General features: G+C 73.5%; 13 protein-coding genes and 1 pseudogene. 4 read left to right on the top strand and 10 right to left on the bottom strand.

Translation table 11 applies throughout. The features are described from left to right. Positions 1 to 2: 2 nt before the first annotated feature. Positions 3 to 1388 carry an aldehyde dehydrogenase gene (locus tag MRQ36_RS20440; protein ID WP_278188519.1) on the bottom strand — a complete coding sequence of 462 codons (1386 nt, stop codon included), beginning with the start codon at positions 1386 to 1388 and terminating at the stop codon, positions 3 to 5. Between the two features lie 105 nt (positions 1389 to 1493). Then, positions 1494 to 2858, bottom strand: a complete 1365-nt coding sequence (locus MRQ36_RS20435) for a glutamine synthetase family protein (protein ID WP_242797751.1) — start codon at positions 2856 to 2858, stop codon at positions 1494 to 1496. 197 nt (positions 2859 to 3055) lie between these two features. Here MRQ36_RS20435 and MRQ36_RS20430 point away from each other — a divergent pair, with 197 nt between their 5' ends. Further along, positions 3056 to 4225: a sorbosone dehydrogenase family protein gene (locus MRQ36_RS20430; protein WP_242797749.1), complete on the top strand. Its 1170-nt coding sequence runs from the start codon at positions 3056 to 3058 to the stop codon at positions 4223 to 4225. Between the two features lie 100 nt (positions 4226 to 4325). On the opposite strand, the gene MRQ36_RS20425 is transcribed toward MRQ36_RS20430, so the two are convergent. From MRQ36_RS20425 to pcaF, 7 genes and pseudogenes are all read right to left on the bottom strand, one after another. Continuing rightward, the gene (locus tag MRQ36_RS20425) at positions 4326 to 5894 is read right to left on the bottom strand and encodes an amino acid permease (RefSeq protein ID WP_242797748.1); all 1569 of its coding nucleotides are present in this window, start codon (positions 5892 to 5894) and stop codon (positions 4326 to 4328) included. 282 nt (positions 5895 to 6176) lie between these two features. Then, positions 6177 to 6479, bottom strand: coding sequence for an MBL fold metallo-hydrolase (locus tag MRQ36_RS20420; RefSeq protein ID WP_242801543.1), 303 nt, complete (start codon positions 6477 to 6479; stop codon positions 6177 to 6179). Positions 6480 to 6552: 73 nt separating this feature from the next. Continuing rightward, a pseudogene (locus MRQ36_RS20415) lies at positions 6553 to 6924 on the bottom strand (MBL fold metallo-hydrolase); the annotation flags it as partial. 92 nt (positions 6925 to 7016) lie between these two features. Beyond that, entirely contained in the window at positions 7017 to 7517 is a 501-nt protein-coding gene (locus tag MRQ36_RS20410; RefSeq protein WP_242797747.1) for a DUF456 domain-containing protein, read from the bottom strand. After that, positions 7514 to 9682, bottom strand: a complete 2169-nt coding sequence (locus tag MRQ36_RS20405) for a bifunctional diguanylate cyclase/phosphodiesterase (RefSeq protein WP_242797746.1) — start codon at positions 9680 to 9682, stop codon at positions 7514 to 7516. Before MRQ36_RS20405 ends, MRQ36_RS20410 begins: the two co-directional genes overlap by 4 nt. A 5-nt stretch (positions 9683 to 9687) precedes the next feature. Continuing rightward, entirely contained in the window at positions 9688 to 10506 is an 819-nt protein-coding gene (locus tag MRQ36_RS20400; RefSeq protein WP_242797745.1) for an SAM-dependent methyltransferase, read from the bottom strand. 225 nt (positions 10507 to 10731) lie between these two features. Then, positions 10732 to 11937, bottom strand: a complete 1206-nt coding sequence (gene pcaF / locus MRQ36_RS20395; protein ID WP_242797744.1) for a 3-oxoadipyl-CoA thiolase — start codon at positions 11935 to 11937, stop codon at positions 10732 to 10734. Between the two features lie 106 nt (positions 11938 to 12043). Here pcaF and MRQ36_RS20390 point away from each other — a divergent pair, with 106 nt between their 5' ends. From MRQ36_RS20390 to MRQ36_RS20380, 3 genes are all read left to right on the top strand, one after another. After that, complete coding sequence (locus MRQ36_RS20390; protein ID WP_242797743.1) at positions 12044 to 13009, top strand: glutathione S-transferase family protein; 966 nt, start codon at positions 12044 to 12046, stop codon at positions 13007 to 13009. An 830-nt stretch (positions 13010 to 13839) separates the two neighbouring features. Further along, positions 13840 to 15132 carry a dicarboxylate/amino acid:cation symporter gene (locus MRQ36_RS20385; protein ID WP_242801242.1) on the top strand — a complete coding sequence of 431 codons (1293 nt, stop codon included), beginning with the start codon at positions 13840 to 13842 and terminating at the stop codon, positions 15130 to 15132. Positions 15133 to 15223: 91 nt separating this feature from the next. Next, entirely contained in the window at positions 15224 to 16291 is a 1068-nt protein-coding gene (locus MRQ36_RS20380; RefSeq protein WP_242797741.1) for an NADH:flavin oxidoreductase/NADH oxidase, read from the top strand. A gap of 42 nt (positions 16292 to 16333) precedes the next feature. On the opposite strand, the gene MRQ36_RS20375 is transcribed toward MRQ36_RS20380, so the two are convergent. Continuing rightward, on the bottom strand, positions 16334 to 19828 hold the full coding sequence (locus MRQ36_RS20375) for an ABC transporter ATP-binding protein (protein ID WP_242797739.1): 3495 nt from the start codon (positions 19826 to 19828) through the stop codon (positions 16334 to 16336). Positions 19829 to 19888 lie beyond the last annotated feature (60 nt).

Raw genomic sequence — 19888 nt, 5'->3', positions numbered from 1 at the left:
GGTCACTCCTCTGTCGCGATGAACACGTTCTTGACGTCGGTGAAGGCGTGCAGCGCGTCCGGGCCCAGCTCACGGCCGAGGCCGGAGCGCTTCATGCCGCCGAACGGGGTCCAGTAGCGCACCGAGGAGTGCGAGTTGACGCTCAGGTTGCCGGCCTCGACCGCGCGGGCCAGCCGCAGCGCCCGACCGACGTCCCGGGTCCAGATCGAGCCGGAGAGACCGTATTCCGTGTCGTTGGCGAGCCGGACGGCGTCGGCCTCGTCGTCGAACGGGAGCACCGAGACGACCGGGCCGAAGATCTCGTCCCGCCAGTGCCGGTCGGCGGGCGAGTCGGCGAGCAGCACCGTCGGGGCGTACCAGAAGCCGGGCCCGTCGGGGCGGCTGCCGGTGAAGGCGACCTTCGCGCCGTCGACGTAGCCGCCGACCCGGTCCCGGTGGGCGGCGGAGATCAACGGGCCCATCTCGGCGGTCTCGGCCGCCGGGTCCTCCACCCGGAAGGCGCGGACGGCCGGTTCGAGCAGCTCCAGGAACCGGTCGTACGCCGGGCGTTGGACCAGGATCCGGGAGCGTGCGCAGCAGTCCTGGCCGGCGTTGTCGAAGACGGCGGACGGCGCGCTGGCGGCGGCCTTCGCCAGGTCGGCGTCGGCGAAGACCAGGTTGGCGGACTTGCCGCCCAGCTCCAGGGTGACCCGCTTCACCTGCGCCGCGCAGCCGGCCATGATCCGGGTGCCCACCTCGGTGGACCCGGTGAAGCAGACCTTGCGGACGGCCGGGTGGGTGACGAAGCGCTCCCCCACCACGCTGCCCTGCCCGGGCAGCACGGTGAAGACGCCCTCCGGCAGCCCCGCCGCCAGGGCCAGCTCGGCCAGGCGCAACGCGGTCAGCGGGGTCAGCTCGGCGGGCTTGAGCACCACGGTGTTGCCGGCCGCCAGGGCCGGGGCGAAGCCCCAGCCGGCGATCGGCATCGGGAAGTTCCACGGCACGATCACCCCGACCACTCCGAGCGGCTCGTGGAAGGTCACGTCGAGTCCGCCCGGCACCGGGATCTGCCGCCCGGTCAGCCGCTCCGGCGCACCCGCGTAGTAGTCGAGGACGTCCCGGACGTTCCCCGCCTCCCACCGCGCGTTGCCGATGGTGTGCCCCGCGTTCCGCACCTCGAGCTGCGCCAACTCCTCCAGGTGCGCGTCCACCACCGCCGCGAACCGCCGCAACAGCCGCGCCCGGTCCCCCGGCGCCACCTTCCGCCACGACTCGTACGCCTCCGCCGCCCGCGCGATCGCCGCATCCGTCTCCGCGAGCGACGTCCCGGTCACCTCGGCGACGACCTCCCCGGTAGCCGGATTCACCACCTCACCCACTGCCCCGCCCCCTCTCCTCGCGTCGATCATGACGTTGTGGCGCCGCACGAAGGGTGCCAACCGGACGAGTCACCGACCACGACTCCATGATCGACGCGCCGGGGTGGCGGCGGGGCGGTGGGGTGGTGGTGGGGGTCAGAGGCGTTCGAAGCCACGGACGAGTTCCCAGTCGGTGACGGCGGCGTCGAAGGCGGCCAGTTCGACCTTGGCCTGGTTGGCGTAGTGGGCGGTCACCTCGTCGCCGAAGGCGTCCTTCGCGGCCTGGGAGGACTCCCAGAGGGCGAGGGCGTCGCGGAGGGTGGCGGGGACCCGCTCGGCGGACGGGTCGTCGTACGCGTTGCCTGTGCACTCGTCGGCCAGCTCCAGCTCGCGCTCGATGCCGTGCACGGCGCCGGCCACCAGGGCGGCGATCGCCAGGTAGGGGTTGACGTCCGCGCCGGGCACCCGGTTCTCCACCCGCATGCCCTGCCCGTGCCCGACCAGCCGCAGCGCACAGGTGCGGTTGTCGGTGCCCCAGCGCAGCGCGGTCGGCGCGAACGAGCCCGGCTGGTAGCGCTTGTAGGAGTTGATGTTGGGGGCGAAGAGCAGGCTGAACTCGCGCATCGTGTCGAGCAGCCCGGCCAGCACCCGCTGGCCGGTCACGCTCAGGTGCGCCGGCCCGTCGCCGAGCATCGCCGACCGGCCGCCGGCGTCGCGCAGCGAGAAGTGGATGTGGCAGGAGTTGCCCTCGCGGGCGTTCGGCTTCGCCATGAAGGTGATCGACATGCCCTCCTGGGCGGCGATCTCCTTGGCCCCGTTCTTGTAGATGACGTGGTGGTCGGCGCAGGCCACCGCCTCGTCGTAGCGGAAGGCGATCTCGTGCTGGCCGAGGTTGCACTCACCCTTGGCGCTCTCCGGGGTCAGGCCCGCCCCGGCCATCTCGGTGCGGATCCGGCGCAGCAGCGGCTCGACCCGGGCGGTGCCCAGCAGCGAATAGTCCACGTTGTACTGGTTGGCCGGGGTCAGCTCGCGGTAGCCGCGCCGCCACGCCTCCTCGTACGAGTCGCGGAACAGCACGAACTCCAGCTCGGTCCCGGCATACGCGGTGAGGCCGTGGGCGGCCAGCCGGTCGAGCTGGCGGCGCAGGATCTGCCGGGGCGAGGCGACCACCGGGCCGCTGCCGTCCAGCCACTCCAGGTCGGCCAGGACCAGCGCGCTGCCCGGCTGCCAGGGCGTCCGGCGCAGGGTGGCCAGGTCCGGCTTCATGGCGAAGTCGCCGTAGCCGCGGTCCCAGCTCGACATCGCGTACCCGTCGACGGTGTTCATGTCGACGTCGACGGCGAGCAGGTAGTTGCACCCCTCACTGCCGGCTTCGAGCACGTTGTCGAGGAAGAAGGGCGCGTGGATCCGCTTGCCCTGCAACCGGCCCTGCATGTCGGTCAGCGCGAGCACCACCGTGTCGATCTCGCCGTCGGCGACGGCGGCCCGCAGTTCTTCCAGCGAGAGCGGGGCGTTCCTCATCTGCGGGCCTCCATCACCAAGGTCTACTGGCAAACCGGATCACCGTCAATGCCCGGCACCGACCCCACCGCAAACGGAGTTTCCGCGACACGGGCCCGCGGGGCCGACGACAGGCGCCAGCGCTGACCTAAAGTCTTGTTTGTCCGTTATGCCGAGCGATCGTCGCCGGCCCTTACCCTGGGATCCGAGGAGCCGTGATGCGCCGTCGCGCGATCCTGACCGTCACCGCCACCGTCCTGACCGTCGGGCTGACCGGTGCCCGCGCGGCCGAGCCACCGGCAGCGCCGGCCGCACCGGCCCGCGCCGAACCGCGCGCCGTGCAGGTCGACACGCCGGGCCGGGCCCTACCCGCCGGCGGCTTCGACTTCGCCGTCCCGCAGACCGTCGCGGCCGGACTGGCCGCACCCTGGGGGCTGGACTTCCTGCCCGACGGCAGCGCGCTGGTCACCCAGCGGGACCTCGGCACGGTGGTCCGGGTGCGCCCCGGCCGGACCCCCCGTCAGGTAGCCGCGATCGACGGCGTCGTGGCGGGCGGCGAGGCCGGACTGCTCGGCCTGGCCGTCTCGCCCCACCACCGCCGCGACCGGCTGGTCTACGTCTGCTTCACCACCGCGATCGACCTCCGGATCGTGCGGTTCCGGCTGGACGCGCCGCAGCGCCAGGAGGTGATCCTCAGCGGTGTCGCGCGGGCCGGCGCCCACGACGGCGGCCGGCTCGCGTTCGGCCCCGACGGCCTGCTCTACGTCGGCGTCGGCGACGCCGGGGTGCCGACCCGGGCCCAGGACCTGAGCAGCCGCAACGGCAAGATCCTGCGGATCCGGCCGGACGGCACCGTGCCGCCCGGCAACCCGTTCCCCGGCTCGCCGGTCTACAGCTGGGGCCACCGCAACGTCGAGGGACTCGCCTGGGACGGCGACGGCCGGCTGTTCGCCACCGAGTTCGGGCAGAACACCTGGGACGAGGTGAACCGGATCGTGCCGGGTGGCAACTACGGCTGGCCGATCGTGGAAGGCCCCAGCACCGATCCCCGGTTCCGCAGCCCGGTCGTCACCTGGCGGCCCGCCGAGGCGTCACCGAGCGGCGCGGCCTTCGCGAACGGCACCCTCTTCGTCGCCGCCCTGCGGGGTGCCCGACTGTGGACGGTGCCGGTCGACGCGTCCGGCACGGTCGGCACCCCGACGCCCGAACTGGTCGGCGAGTACGGCCGCCTCCGTACCGTCGCGGTCGCCCCGGACGGCTCACTCTGGGTGACCACCAGCAACCGTGACGGCCGCGGCCGGCCGGCCGGGGACGACGACCGCGTCCTCCGCTTCACCCCCGGCGTCCCGCAGCCCGCGGCCTTTTCCGGGGTACGCGGGAGCCGGTGACCCGGAGCGTCCGGGCGCCCGCGTCACCGCCGCTCGCGTACCGAGTGCGGATCTTGGACAGTTGCCGTCCGCTTCTGACGGCAACTGTCCAAGATCCCGATCAGGACGGCTCGGCGGAGCGGGGTGCGGGGACGTCGACCGTGCGGCGGGGGCCGGTGAACCACTTCCGGGCCGAGGCGTACCACCAGACCGCGACCAGCAGCAGCACCCCACCGACGGCGAGCGGCGCGTAGTTCACCGCCGACCAGGTGAAGCCGTCATTGCCGGGCACCCCGGCGGGCACGATCGGCAGCACGAAGTAGATCGAGATGATGGCGATCTCGACCACCGCGATCCAGCCGAGCAGCTTGTACTTCGGGCCGAGCGTCCACGGCCCGGGGACGAACCGGTTCCCCAGCCGCAGCCGCAGGAAGATCGGGATGAGGAACGACAGGTAGAGCCCGATCACCGCGACGGAGACCACCGCGTAGAAGGCGACCGGGATGCCGGCGGACTGGTAGAGGGCGGGCAGGGTGAGCACCAGGCCGGCGAGGGTCGCCCCGATGATCGCGTTGACCGGGGTGCCGTTGCGGTCGACCCGGGACCAGAGCCGCCAGCCGGGCACCGCGCGGTCCCGGCTGAACGCGTACGCCATCCGGGACATCGAGGTCACGCAGCTCATCCCGCAGAAGAACTGCCCGATGGTGGAGATGATGATGACGGTCTTGAAGAAGAACGGACTGAGCGCGCTTTCGAAGATCGCCCCGGAGAACCCGCCGGCCGAGTTGATCGCGTCCACGTCGGTGGCGGCGAAGAGGAAGGCGAGCAGCAGGATCCAGCCGCCCACCGCCGAATAGAAGATCGACTGCCAGAGGCCCTTGGCGGCGGCCTGCGAGGCGCCCCGGGTCTCCTCCGACACGTGCGCGCACGCGTCGAAGCCGGTGATCGTGTACTGGGTCAGCAGGAAGCCCAGCGGCAGCACATAGAACCAGAAGGTCAGCCCGCCGCTGTCACCGTCGCCGAAGCCCGAGTTGTTGAACCGCTCGGTGAAGACGAACCGGAAGCTCTGGTGGTCGTCCGGCACGAACGCCAGGATGGCCACCACCACGGCCGCGCCGGCCACGTGCCACCAGACCGAGACGTTCTGGAGTACGTCGATGATGCGGTGCCCGAAGATGTTGATCAACCCGTGCAGCACGAGGATCACCACGAAGAGCCCGAACGTCTGGTGCAGCGTCCCGGCCCACGAGTCGAAGAGCGCCGACAGGGTGAGGTTGAGGAAGGTGGCGCAGCCGTAGTCGACCGACGCGGTGACCGCCACCAGCCCGATCAGGTTCAGCCAGCCGGTGAACCAGCCGTGCACCGGCCGACCCATGGTCGCCGCCCACCAGTAGATCCCGCCGGCCGTCGGGTAGGCGGAGACCAGCTCGGCCATGCAGAAGCCGATGATCAGGATGAACAGCGAGATCAGCGGCCAGCCCCAGGAGACGGCGACCGGCCCGCCGTTGTTCCACGCCTGGCCGAAGGTGGTGAAGCAACCGGCCAGGATCGAGATGATCGAGAACGAGATGGCGAAGTTGGAGAAGCCGCTCCACTTGCGGCGCAGCTCTTGCTTGTAACCGAGTTCGGCGAGCCGTCGGGCGTCGTCGTCCATCGGTTGCTCGGCGGTCGGCGCGGGCGTCGTGGCCACTGCACACCTCCTCGAGGTGGTTCCCCGGTACGAGTGCGCAAAGTGTGGTCCCGTGATCAAGGCCGGTCAATACCTCGGCAGGCGGGAACCGGGGCCGGGCGGCCTAATTGCCTTGCCGCACCGCCCCGACCGGCGGCATCCTTGAGCCCGTGACCAGGCCCGATCGCAACGGGCCGACCCCGGGCGCTCGGCAACGCCCGGCCGCGACGGCGCGGGGCGTCCACCTCTCTCTCACTCGTACGGCGATCCGCCGTACCCTCCGGGACGCCCCGCGCCGCCGCCCTACCGGTGGACGGTGAGCACCAGGCCCGGCTCGGCGACGTCGACGGGCCCGGCGTACCCCTGCCGGGCGGCGACGACCGCGGCCGTCGGATCGGTGCCCGGCCAGAGGTGGGTGAGCAGGACGTGCCGGGTACCGGCGAGCGCCGCGTACCGGCCCACCTCGGCGGCGCTGGAGAGGTTCCCGGCGTGCCGGTCGGGGACGGCGTCCACGTACGTCGCGTCGGCGATCAGCAGGTCGGCGTCCCGGGCCAGCTCGACCAGGTCCGGACTCGCCCCGGTGTCCCCGGTGTAGGCGATCGACATCCCCCCCGGCGGTGAAACGCGCCCCCGCGTTCGGCACCCAGTGCGGCAGCGCCCAGGTCCGCACGGTGAACGGCCCGAGGTCGAACGTCGACCCCGGCGTGAAGCCGTGGAGCCGGTAGGCGTCGTCCACCAGCCCCGGCTCGTCGACGGCGAGCAGCCGGTCCAGGCTGCCGGCCGGGGCGTACACCGGCAGGGGTGGACCGGACCGGTCGGCGAGCACCCGGGCCCGCAGCAGGGGTTGCAGGTCGGCGCAGTGGTCGGGATGGCCGTGACTGACGTGGACCGCGTCCACCTGCGCCGCGTCCAGCCGGGACAGCAGCGGTTGCAGGGTGGCGTAGCCGGGGTCGATCAGCAGCCGGAAGCCGTCGTGCTCGACGAGGAAGCCGGAGCACGCCTGCCGGGCGCTGGGCCAGGCGCCGAGACCGCCCAGGACGATGATCCGCACCGGCCCGACCCTAGCCGCCGGCCGCGCCGCCGGTGGTCCCGACGACGGCCGCCCGGGGACGCGCCGCTCGACCCGGTCGCCCTCCGGCCCGGTCAGGCGAGCAGCAGGCCACCCACCCAGAGGGCGGCGATCACCACGCCGGCCAGGAACTCCACCAGCATCGACAGGCCGGCCGCCTTCAACGCCTGCACGGTGGCCGGCCAGGCGAGCTGGTTGCTGCCCAGCCGCAGCCGCTCCGCGCCGAACACCCCGCCGACGAACCCGATCACCAGCCCGACCACCGGGACGACGAAGAAGCCGACCAGCCCCAGCAGTCCCCCGGCCAGCAGCGACGACGTCGGCACCCCGGTGCGTTTCAGGTTCCGCCCCGGCCACAGGTACTTCACCACGGTGCCGCCGGCCGCGACCACGGTCGCGGCGGCGAGCACCGCCCAGCGTCCCGGCCCGGCGTCCCCGAAGAGCGCCCAGACCAGCACCCCGCCCCAGCACAGCGGCAGCGCCGGCAGCCCCGGCACCACCACCCCGGCCAGTCCGCCGATGATCGCCAGCGCGGCCACCACCGAGACCACCGCCTGCGTGTCGCTCAGACTCACGCCGCCTCCTTCCCGCCGGCCAGCCGGGCCCGGATCTGGTCCGCGGGGACGGGGGCCCCGAACCAGCGTCCCTGCCCGGTGTCGCAGCGCAGCGAGCGCAGCCGCTCGGCCTGTACCGCCGTCTCGACCGCCTCGGCGGTGACCCAGAGTTCCAGCGCGTGCGCCAACCGGACCAGCGCGTCGACGATCCGCTCGTCCCGATGGTCGGCGGCGACGTCCGCGCCGTCGGCCCGGATGCCCTCCACGAACGGGCCGGCCAGCTTCAGGCAGTGGATCGGCAACCGGCGCAGGTACGCCAGGTTCGAGTACCCGGTGCCGAAGTCGTCGATCGCCAGTCGTACGCCCAGCTCGGCCAGCCGGTGCAGCGACCGCAACGGCTCCCCCGCGGTGCCCATCACGGCGCTCTCGGTCAGCTCCAGCTGGAGCAGCTCGGCCGGCAGCCCGGTACGGGACAGCGCACGCGCGACGGTCTCCACGATCGCCGGGTCGTCGGCCTGCCGGGCGGCCAGGTTGACGCTGACCACCAGCTTCGCCTCCGGGTACGCCCGCCGCCAGCTCTCCGCGTCGCGGCAGGCCTGGCCGAGCACCCACTCACCGAGCCGGACGATCAGGCCGGTCTCCTCGGCCAGCCCGATGAACCGGTCCGGCCCGATCAGCCCCAGCTCGGGGTGCTGCCAGCGGACCAGTGCCTCCACGGCCAGCATGGCGCCGTCCAGCAGCGAGACGATCGGCTGGTAGTGCAGCACGAACTCGCCCCGGTCCAGGGCGGCCGGCAGGCCGGCGGCGAGCGCCGAACGGGCGATGTCGGCGGCGCTGCGCTCCGGGTCGTACACCGCCCAGCGGCCCCGGCCCTCGGCCTTGGCCCAGTAGAGGGTGGTGTCGGCGGCCTTCATCAGCTCGGAGGCGCTGGTCTCACCGGCCGGGCACTCCACGATGCCGATGCTGGCCGAGACGGCGAGCTGCTGGTCGCCGACGTGCACCGGGGCGGAGACCGCGGCCAGGGCGGCCTCGGCCACCGCCACCGCGTCGTCGATGCCGTCGCCGGAGTCGACCAGGATGACGAACTCGTCGCCGCCCATCCGGGCGACCAGGTTCCCGCGGCCGGCCACGCAGTCGGCGAGCCGGTGCGCGATCACGATGAGCAGCCGGTCGCCGAGGTCGTGGCCGAGGCTGTCGTTGATCGCCTTGAAGCCGTCCAGGTCCAGGAAGCAGACCCCGACCCGCTGCTCCGGGCCGGCGGTCTCCAGGACCTTCCCCAGCGTCTCGAAGAAGAGCGTCCGGTTGGGCAGGCCGGTGAGCGGGTCGTGCAGGGCCTGGAAGCGCAGCCGCTGCTGGAGTTCGTACCGTTCGGTGATGTCCTCGATCATGGCGACGGTGAACCGGGGCCGGCCGTCGTCGTGCCGGATCAGCGACACGGCGAGGTCCGTCCAGACGATGCTGCCGTCCTTGCGGTGGTAACGCTTCTCCACCCGGGCCGTGTCGTGCTTGCCCTCGATCAGCTCCTGGTAGAGCTCCCACATCCCGGCCGCGTCGTCGGGGTGGAAGAGCGACGCCACGTTGATCTCCCGCAGCTCCTCGGCGGTGTACCCGAGCATGTCCGCGAAGGACTGGTTGACGTCGATGATCCGACCGTCGATGCCGGCGATGCCGATGCCGATCGCCGCCCCGGTGAAGACCGCCCGGAACCGCGCCTCGCTGTCCCGCAGCGCCCGCTCCACGGCGTCCCGCGCCTGCCAGGCCGAGCGGGCGATCCGCTCCTGCTGGCTGAAGGTCCGGTCCCGCAGGGCCCGCGCGTACCCGGCGGCGAGGCCGCCCTGCACCGCCGCGATCCGCTCCGCCGCCGCGGCCGAGCCGGCGAGCGCGGGCAACACCCAGGCCAGGAAGCGGTCGCCCAACGCCCGCACCGACCAGTCGAGTACGCCGGGCTCGGTGAGATGCGACTCCACCAGCGCCCGCCCGACCTGCTCCGCCGGTTCGGCGGAGAACGTCTCGGCGAGCAGGGCCCGGGCCAACCGCTCGGTGTGTACGAGCAGCAGCCGCTCGGTCTCGACCGCGCTCAGCGGCACGAACCCGAGCCGGCGGACCGCCCGCGCCCACTCGGCCGCGTACGCCTGGGCGCCCGGCCGACTGAGGTCGTCCCCGCCGGGCGGTGGGGCGGCGAGCATCGGGCTCAGCCGGCCGGCTGGTCGTACCGGCCGACGCCGCCGAAGGCGCCGAACCGCTCCGGGTGCTCGTCCACGTCGGACGGCGAGTCGGGTCGCCAGAGCGGCATGTGCACCACGCCCGGTTCGAGGATCGTCCAGTCGCCGAAGAAGGAGCTGATCTCCGCCCGCGAGCGGAGCGTGATCTCGGTGTCGGTACGCGCCGACAGCCGCTGCGCGTCGAGCATCTCCTGCGGCTGGTCCTCGAAGGTGGAGTGCGAGATCACCAGGAAGCTGCCGGGGGCGGCGGCGGCGCGGAGGGCGGCCAGGATGTCGCCGGGGCGGTCGGCGTCGGGGATGAAGTGCACCACCCCGGCGAGCAGGATGCCCATCGGACGACCGAAGTCGATCAGGCCGGTCTCGCGGGCCTCGGCGAGGATCCGGTCCGGCTCGCGCAGGTCGGCGTGGAGCACCGCGGTCAGGTCGTTGCCGGCGAGCAGTTCCCGGCTGTGCGCCACGGCGACCGGGTCGATGTCGACGTAGACGATGCGGGCCTTCGGGTTCGCCGCCTGGGCGACCTCGTGCACGTTGCCCACGGTGGGAATCCCGGAGCCGATGTCGAGGAACTGGTCGATGCCGGCGTCGAGCAGGGCGCGGACGGCCCGGCGCAGGAACTCCCGGCCGGAGCGCATGGTGGCCGCCAGGTTCGGGGTCATGCCGGCGATCTGCTCGGCGAGCTGCCGGTCGATCTCGAAGTTGTGCGCGCCGCCGAGGAAGTAGTCGTAGACCCGGGCGGCGCTGGGCCGGCTCAGGTCGATCTCGGCGGGAAGTCCGTCCGGCATCTGCATCTCGGTTCGCCCCAGTTCGTCGCCGCCGTGCGGGAGGACACCGGTGGGTACGGATGCGCGGGCACCCGGGACCGCACCGGCCGACCCGCGGATCGGGTGGTGGTCACCACTCTAGGCCCGTCCGTCACCGTACGGGAGATCCACATTTCCGAGGCCCGGCCGCCGGCCGGGCGGTGCCGCCGGGGTCGCGTCCGCAGGCGGGCGCGATCCCGGCGGGGACCGGACTCAGGCGGCGGACTCCAGAAGCAGGGAGATGCCCTGGCCGACGCCGACGCACATGGTGGCGAGCGCGCGCCGGCCGCCGCGGCGGCGCAGTTCCAGTGCGGCGGTCAGCGCCAGCCGGGCGCCGCTGGCGCCGAGCGGGTGGCCGAGCGCGATCGCGCCGCCGTTCGGGTTGACGTGTTCGGCGTCCTCGGGCAGGCCCAGCTCGCGCAGCACCGCCACGGACTGGGCGGCGAACGCCTCGTTCAGCTCGATCACGTCGACCGCGTCGAGCGTCAGGCCGCGCCGGTCCAGCAGCCGGCGGGTGGCCGGCACCGGCCCCATGCCCATGGTCCTCGGCGGCACACCGGCCGCCGCGGCACCACCGACCCGGGCGAGCGGGGTGAGGCCGTACCGGGAGACCGCCGCCCCGGAGGCGACCAGCAGGGCGACCGCGCCGTCGTTGACCCCGGAGGAGTTGCCGGCGGTCACCGTGCCGCCCTCGCGGAACGGGGTGGGCAGCGCGGCCAACTTGTCCAGCGAGGTCTCCCGGGGGTGCTCGTCGACCTCGACCAGCTTCGTCTCGCGCCGCCCGGCCGGCACGGTCACCGGCACGATCTCCTCGGCGAACCGGCCGTCGGCCTGCGCCTTGGCGGCCCGCTGCTGGGAGCGGTACGCGAACTCGTCCTGCGCGGCCCGGTCGACCCCGTACTCGGCGGCGACGTTCTCCGCCGTCTCCGGCATCGAGTCGATCCCCCAGCCCTTCTTCATCAGCGGGTTGACCAGCCGCCAGCCGATCGTGGTGTCGTAGACCTCGGCGGTGCGGGAGAACGCGGTGGTCGCCTTCGGCATGACGAAGGGCGCCCGGCTCATGCTCTCCACCCCGCCGGCCACCACCAGGTCGGCGTCACCCGCCACGATCGAGCGGGCGGCGGTGGCGAGGGCGTCGAGACCGGAGCCGCAGAGCCGGTTGACCGTGCTGCCGGGCACCTCCTCGGGCAGCCCGCCGAGCAGCGCCGCCATCCGGGCCACGTTGCGGTTGTCCTCGCCGGCCTGGTTGGCGCAGCCGAGGATCACGTCGTCGGTGCGGGCCCAGTCCACCGAGGGGTGGCGGGCGACCAGTTCGCGGATCACGTGCGCGGCGAGGTCGTCGGGGCGGACCCCGGCGAGGGCGCCGGCGTACCGGCCGATCGGGGTACGGACTCCGGCCACGAGGTATGCCACGGTCATCAGCGCTGTCCTTCGGGGGTGGGAAGGGGCTCGGTGGCGGCGCCCACCGGGTCACGGGGACGCCCGGCGCCAGGATATCCGCGCCCGGAGCGGCTAGGTTGACGGCATGGCCCGGGCACAGTTCGACGCAGAGACCGCCGGCAGCGGGCAGTTCGTCCGCCAGCCCAACCGGTTCACCGGCCGGGTCACCCCGCACTCCACCTCGCCGGCGGGTGGTGGCCCCGACGAGCAGGACCGCTGGCCGCTGGAGGCCGGCCGGTACCGGCTGATCTGGTGCCGGGCCTGCCCGTGGGCGCACCGGGCGCGGATCGTACGCAGCCTGCTCGGCCTGGACCAGGTGATCTCGCTGGGCACGGTCGACCCGATCCGCGACGAGCGGGGCTGGCGCTTCGCCCTCGACCCGGACGGCTTCGACCCGGTGCTGGGCATCGGCTTCCTCTCCGAGGCATACCTGGCGACCGACCGGGACTACACCGGTCGGGTGACCGTGCCGGCCCTGGTCGACACGCTGACCGGGCGGGTGGTCACCAACGACTACCCGCAGCTCACGCTCGACTTCTCCACCGAGTGGCGGCGGTTCCACTCGCCGGACGCGCCGGACCTCTACCCGGTGGAGCTGCGCCCGGAGCTGGACACACTGATGGCCGAGATCCACCGGGACGTCAACAACGGCGTCTACCGCTGCGGGTTCGCCACCTCCCAGGAGGCGTACGACGAGGCGTACCGGGCGCTCTTCGCCCGGCTGGACGTGCTGTCGGAACGGCTGGCCGGTCGCCGTTTCCTGATGGGCGACGCGATCACCGAGGCGGACGTGCGGCTGTTCACCACGCTGGTCCGCTTCGACGTGGCCTACCACGGCCACTTCAAGTGCAACCGGCAGAAGCTGACCGAGATGCCGGTGCTGTGGGCGTACGCCCGCGACCTGTTCCAGACGCCGGGCTTCGGCGAGACGGTGGACTTCGACCACATCAAGCGGCACTACTACGCCACCCACGACGCGATCAACCCGACCCGGATCGTCCCGCTCGGCCCGGACCTCTCGGGCTGGACCACCCCGCACGGCCGAGGCTGACCACGGCCGCGGCCATGTCCCGGGGCTCCCTCCGGCTCCCGTGCCTTTCGGGCTCTCCTTCCTCCCGAGGTCTCGGTCCCTCCCCGACTCTCGCTCCTGCCGGCTCTCGGTCCCGCTGGGCTCTCATTTCTCCCGGGCGCTCGGCCCCGGTCCGCAGCGCGTCCCCCGACACATGGTTTCCCGGTTACGTAGACACCCAACGTGACGCTGACGCAGCGTTACCCACCACCCTGGGCTCAACCCGCGCTCACCGGAAAGAAACCCGCCAAACGGACAAAAACACCCCTCCTCGACCGACCCGGCCACCTTCATTTCCCCGCCTTTGCTCTGCAGCCACGGACGCATCAGGAACACACGGTCACCGATGCGTCCGTGGCTGCAGAGCAAAGGGAGCGGCGGGGGTGGCTACGGGGCCGCGCGGACATCACCGAGAGTGAGGTCAGGGCCAGCCGGCCTCGGCGTACTCGATCCCGAGCCCTCGGTCGACGGCGCGCGGGCGAAGGAGACCCCCAGGCCGGACGGCGGGGAACGTCCGGGCGTTCACCGCGGGCCACCGTCGCCGGTCGGTGCCGCCGAGGTGACCGCGCGACGCGCGGGAGCCGCACCGGAACGAGCGCTGTAAGGATCGTCACGGAGGGCACTCCTTCCACCTGGGAGCCGGCTGGGAGTAGCGTCGGCAGGCGATGACCAACGTCTGGCACCTCACCGTTCGCCTGTATGTCGACCTCCGACTGCAGGCCAGCGGCGTCTGTCCGGCGCAGCCAGTCTCCTGACGCTGCCCCCGACCGACCCTCCTGACAGACCTTGGACGCATCCTCATGGCTTCCGCCCTGCGCAAGATTCCCTTTTCCGTGCAGATCCTGCTCGGCCTCGTCCTCGGCGTGGCGCTCGGCTTCCTCGCCCGCGCCAACGACCTGAGCTGGCTGGCCAGCACCCTCGACACCGTCGGCGGCCTCTTCATCCAGCTGCTCAAGCTGGCCGTCCCGCCGCTGGTCTTCACCGCCATCGTGGTCAGCGTGGTCAGCCTGCGCGGCGTGGCCAACGCGGCCCGGCTGGCGCTCAAGACGCTGCTCTGGTTCGGCATCACCGCCCTGATCGCGGTGACCATCGGCCTCGGCCTCGGCCTGCTGGTCGACCCGGGCCGGGGCGTCACCCTGGACGTCTCCGGCGCCGCCGCACCGAAGAAGACCGGCTCGTGGACCGACTTCCTGACCGGCATCGTGCCCACCAACCCGGTCGGCGCCTTCGTCGAGGGCAACGTGCTGCAGATCGTCTTCCTCGCCCTGGTGGTCGGTGCCGCCGCGCTGCTGGTCGGCCGGGCCGCCGAGCCGTTCGTCGAGTTCAACCGCTCCGTGCTGACCATCGTGCAGAAGGCGCTCTGGTGGGTCATCCGGCTCGCCCCGATCGGCACCCTCGGCCTGATCGGCCACGCCGTCGCCTCGTACGGCTGGGACCTGCTCGCCCCGCTCGCCAAGTTCACCACCGCGGTCTACGTCGGCTGCGCGATCGTGCTGCTCGTGGTCTACCCGGTGCTGCTGCTGGCCGCCGGCCGGCTCAACCCGCTGCGCTTCTACGCCGGTGCCTGGCCCGCCATCGAGCTGGCGTTCGTGTCCCGCTCCTCGGTGGGCACCATGCCGGTGACCCAGCGCTCCGTCGAGCGGCTCGGCGTCCCCCGCGAGTACGCCTCCTTCGCGGTGCCCTTCGGTGCCACCACCAAGATGGACGGCTGCGCCGCCATCTACCCGGCGCTGGCCGCGATCTTCGTGGCGCAGGTGTTCGGGGTGGACCTCGGCGTCACCGACTACCTGCTGATCGCCTTCGTGTCGGTGGTCGGTTCGGCGGCGACCGCCGGTCTGACCGGCGCGATCGTCATGCTGACCCTGACGCTGAGCACGCTGGGCCTGCCGCTGGCCGGCGCCGGTCTGCTGCTGGCCATCGACCCGATCCTGGACATGATCCGTACCGCCACCAACGTGGCCGGGCAGGCGGTCGTGCCGACCATCGTGGCCGCCCGGGAGGGCACCCTCGACCGGGCCGCGTACTCCTCGGCCGGCCGGCGTGAGCTGGTCGAGCCCGACGAGGCCGACCGACCGGCCCGGCAGGACGAACTCGTCCCCGCCTGAGCCACGGCACCGACCCGACCACCCACCAGTGCGACGAGGAGGCACCTCCCCCGAGGTGCCTCCTCGTCGCCCGTCGACGGAGGATCGCCTGATGAGTGTCCTGTTCACCCCGCTCACCCTGCGTGGCGTCACCCTGCCCAACCGGGTGGCGCTCGCCCCGATGTGCCAGTACAGCGCCGGGCCGGACGGCCTGCCCACCGACTGGCACCGCGTACACCTCGGGTCCCGGGCCGTCGGCGGTGCCGGCCTGGTCCTGACCGAGGCCACCGCGGTGGTCCCGGAGGGGCGGATCAGCCCGCAGGACGTCGGCCTCTGGTCCGACGCGCACGTCGACGCCTGGCGGCCGATCACCGCGTTCGTCGCCGCGCAGGGCGCGGTGCCGGCCGTGCAGCTCGCGCACGCCGGCTTCAAGGCCTCCACCTACCGGCCGTGGGACCGGCAGCGGGGTGGCGTGCCGGACGCCGAGGGCGGCTGGACCCCCGTCGGGCCGGGCGGCGAGCCGTTCCTGCCGGACTACCGCGAGCCGACCGCGCTGGACGCGGCCGGGATCGCCGCCGTGGTGGCCGCCTTCGCCACCGCCGCCGGCCGGGCGCTGGACGCCGGCTTCGCCGCGGTGGAGATCCACGCCGCGCACGGCTATCTGCTGCACGAGTTCCTGTCGCCGCTGACCAACCACCGCACCGACGGGTACGGCGGTGACCGGGCCGGGCGGATGCGGCTGACGCTGGAGGTGGCGCACGCGGTCCGCGCCGCGGTCGGCGAGTCGGTGCCGGTGCTGGCCCGCATCTCCGCCACCGACTGGGTCGAGGGCGGCTGGACCGTCGAGGACAGCGTCGCGCTCGCCGGCGAGCTGGCCGCCGCCGGGGTGGACCTGGTGGACGCCTCCTCCGGGGGCGCCTCGACGGGCGCCGCCATCCCGGTCGGCCCCGGCTACCAGGTGCCGCTCGCCGCGCGGATCCGCCGCGACGCGGGCGTGCTCACCGGCGCGGTCGGCCTGATCGTCGAGCCCGAGCAGGCCGAACAGATCGTCGCCGCCGGGGAGGCCGACCTGGTCCTGCTCGGCCGGGAACTGCTCCGCGACCCCTACTGGCCGCGCCGCGCCGCCGCCAAGCTGGGCGCCGAGCCCGGCTGGTCGGACCAGTACGCTCGCGCCTTCTGACGCGCCAGGAGCGCCACCGGCAGGGCGACCCGCCGGTGGCGCTCAGCCGGCCAGGTGACCCCAGTCGGCCTCCAGCTCGCGCCAGGGGCCCTGGGCCGCGACGACGCCGTCGGTCAGGACCACGACGTGGTCGGCGCGGACCAGGGCGGCCCGCTTGGAGGTCGACCCGACCACGGTCACCCCGTGCTCGCGCAGCGCCGCCCAGAGCGCCAGCTCGGTGGTGACGTCCAGCGCGGACGACACGTCGTCGGCGACCAGCAGCTCGGTACGCGGCGCGAGTGCCCGGGCCAGCGCCAGCCGTTGCAGCTGCCCGCCGGAGAGCCGGGTGCCCTTGTGCCCGATCAGCAGCCCGAGCCCACCGCCGGCCGCCGCCAGGTCGTGCTCCAGCTGGGCGGTGCTGACCGCGTCGGCGGGGTCGACGTCGTGGCCGAGGGCGATGTTGTCCGCCACCGTGCCGGAGAGCACGCGCGGCAGCTGACCCACGTACCCGACCTGGTTGGGGCGCAGGAACAGCTCCGGCTCGGTCACCGGCTCGCCGTTCCAGCGCAGCGCGCCGGTGTGGTGCACGATCCCGGCGAGCGCCCGCAGCAGCGAGGACTTGCCGGCGCCGACCGGCCCCACCACGAGCACCAGCTGTCCCCGTTGGACGGTGAGGTCGACCTCCCGCACGGCGAGCGTCCCGTCCGGGTGCAGGGCGCCGAATCCGACCAGGTCCAGCCGGCGCAGCGGATGCCGGGGCGGCGCCGGCGGTGCCGGGGCGGTCCCGGCGGCCAGGTCCACCCCCGGCACCGCCGCCGAATAGTGGCCGATCCCCGTCATCGCCACCGTCCGGCGGGTCCAGACCCGCGCCGACGGGTACTGGGACACCAGCGCGGCGGTGGTCCAGGCGAACCAGCGGGCCGCGCCGAGGGTGGAGACCGCCACCAGGGTGGCCCCCGCGCTGAGCCCACCGGCCAGGTAGAGCGCCCACGCCCCGATCGGCAGCAGTCCGCTGACCACCGACGGGGTGGACCGCGCCCACACCTGCATGGAGATCTCCCGGCGCTGCCGGTCGCTGCGCACGGTGTCCAGCGTGGCGAGGTGGTCCAGCACCGGGCGGGTGGCGCCGGCGAGCTTCACCGTACGGGCGGCGGAGAGTGAGGAGACCAGCGCGGTGGCGAAGGCGGCCCGCGCCTTCACGGTGCCGGCGGCGGTGCGTTCCAACCTGGGCCCGAACAGCGTCGCCGCCAACCCGGAGACCAGCATCGTGCCGAGGAAGAACAGCGCCGGCACGACGCTGCCGGTCACCACGGTCATGGTGACCAGGATGGCCACCGAGATGAGCTGGTCCACCAGGTTGTCGGCGAGCTGCACCACCCGGTCGGTGTCGCCGCCCTGGGCGACCACCTCCGCCGGGGTGTGCCCGCTGATCCGGCGCGCCCCGGTCTGCCCGTGCACCAGGCGCAGGCTGATCCGCAGCATCTGCCGGATCCACCACTGCGGGAACCACAGGTTGGTCAGGTAGGGCAGCGGCAGGACGACCAGCAGCGCGGCGGCGATGCCGAGCGCCGGCAGCCACGGGTCGCCGCCGCCGACCAGGTCGGCCCAGAGCCACGGCAGCACCGAACCGTCCAGGCCGAGCAGCGTCATGACCACGAACATGCTGACCGACACCAGGCCGTACCGTGGGTCGTTGGTGGCCAGGCGCAGGATCTCCCGCATGGTCCGCGCGGGCGGTGCCGGTGGCAGCGGCGGCGGGTCGCCCTTGGGTACGACCACAGTGGCCGGCCGGTCGACCCCGACCGGTGCGGCCGGCGGCTCCTCGTCGGCCCACTCCGGACCGTCCAGCAGGTCCACCCCGCCCCGCCCGGCACCGGTCGCCGCGTACGCGCCGGCCCGGCTGGTCGCCAGCAGTTCGGCGAAGCGCGCCGACTCGCGCAGCGGCCCCGCCTCCAGCACCGCCCCGTCGGCCATCATGACCACCTCGTCGCAGCGCCGCACCGAGGAGAGCCGGTGCGCGATGACGACGCCGATCCGGTCGGTGAGCAGCCGTTCGGTGGCCTGGCGTACCCGGGTCTCGGTGACCGGGTCGAGCCGGGCGGTGGCCTCGTCGAGGATCACCACGCGCGGGTCGCGGACCAGGATCCGGGCGAACGCCACCAGCTGCTCCTGGCCGGCGGAGAGCGCCTGCCCGCCCTCGCCCAGCCGGGTGTGCACCCCGTCGGGCAGTTCGGCGATCCAGCCGGCCAGCCCCAGCTCCTCCAGCGCCCGGGTCGCGTCGTCGAGCAGGTCGGGGTCGAAGAGCGCGACGTTCTCGGCGAGGGTGCCGGCCAGGATCTCGGTACGCTGCGGCACCACGGCGATCCACCGGCGCAGCGCTTCGACGTCCAGCTCCACCAGGTCGGTGTCGCCGAGGAAGACGGTGCCCCGGGGCACGTCGACGGCCCGGGTGAGCACCTTCGCGAGGGTCGACTTGCCCGACCCGGTCCGCCCGACCAGCGCGTACGACCGGCCGCGGGCGAAGGTCAGCCGGATGTCGCGCAGCGCCGGCTCCCGCTCGTCCCCGCCGGACGGGTAGCGGAAGGTGAGCCCCCGGACGGTCAGGTCGCCGTCGACGGGTACGACCCCGCCGGCCGGTTCCTGCCGGGAGTCGGCGAGCAGCTGCACCCGGCCCCAGGCGCCGAGCGCCTGCTGCAAATGCGGCACCCAGCGGGCGATGTGTTCCACGGTCGCGCCGAAGGAGATGGCGAGCAGCCAGACGGCGGTCAACCGGGCCCCGTCGACCCGACCGGTGGCCAGTGCCCAGGCACCGGCGAGGACCACGCCGACGATGCCCACCCGGACCGCGCCGGCGGCGAGGGCGGTGACCCGGGCGGAGAGCCGGAACACCCGGCCACCCTGGGCGATCACCTCGGCGGCCCGCCGCGCGTAGAGGCGCAGCACGTACGGCCGGGCCAGGCTGGTCCGGACGTCGTCCTGCCCGTGGACGGCCTCCTCCATCACGGCGGCGAGGTCGGACCAGGCCTCCTCCTCGACCATCCGGGCCGGCGCGATCCGCGCGGTGGGGCCGCGCAGCGCCACGGCGAGCAGACCGGTCAGCACGATCATCCCGACGCCGGCCGGCCACCAGACGAACAGCGCGCTGACCGTGGCGAGCAGGCACACGGCGAGTCCCCAGGCCAGCCGCATGCCGGTGTTCCGCAGTTCGGCGGCGACCTGATAGACGTCGTTGTCGATCCGGTCGAGCAGCTCGCCCACCGGGGTGGTCTCCAGGGTGGGCAGGTCCTGCCCGAGGGCGACCCGGCAGAGCCGGCGGCGCACGTCGGCGGACCAGTCGGCGGTGAGCCGGGCCATCAGCAGCCCGACCCCCAGGTCGGCGAGGACGGCGGCGACCAGCGCCACGACCAGGCCCACGAACCAGCCGGCCGAGCGGTGCACCAGCACCGGACCGGCCAGCGCGGAGGCGGCGGCCTGGCCGCCGGCACCGAGCAGGATCAGCACGGCCACCACGGTCAGGCGACGGGGGGCGGCAGCCCACAGGTCACGGAGCAGGCGCATCGGACATCCCCCGGTAGCTCGATGGCGAAGTCCCAGCCTGCTCCGTACCCGTGCGGTATT

The sequence above is a fragment of the Micromonospora sp. R77 genome (assembly GCF_022747945.1).
Taxonomy (GTDB): Bacteria; Actinomycetota; Actinomycetes; order Mycobacteriales; family Micromonosporaceae; genus Micromonospora.
This window is presented reverse-complemented; position numbering and strand designations above follow the sequence as displayed.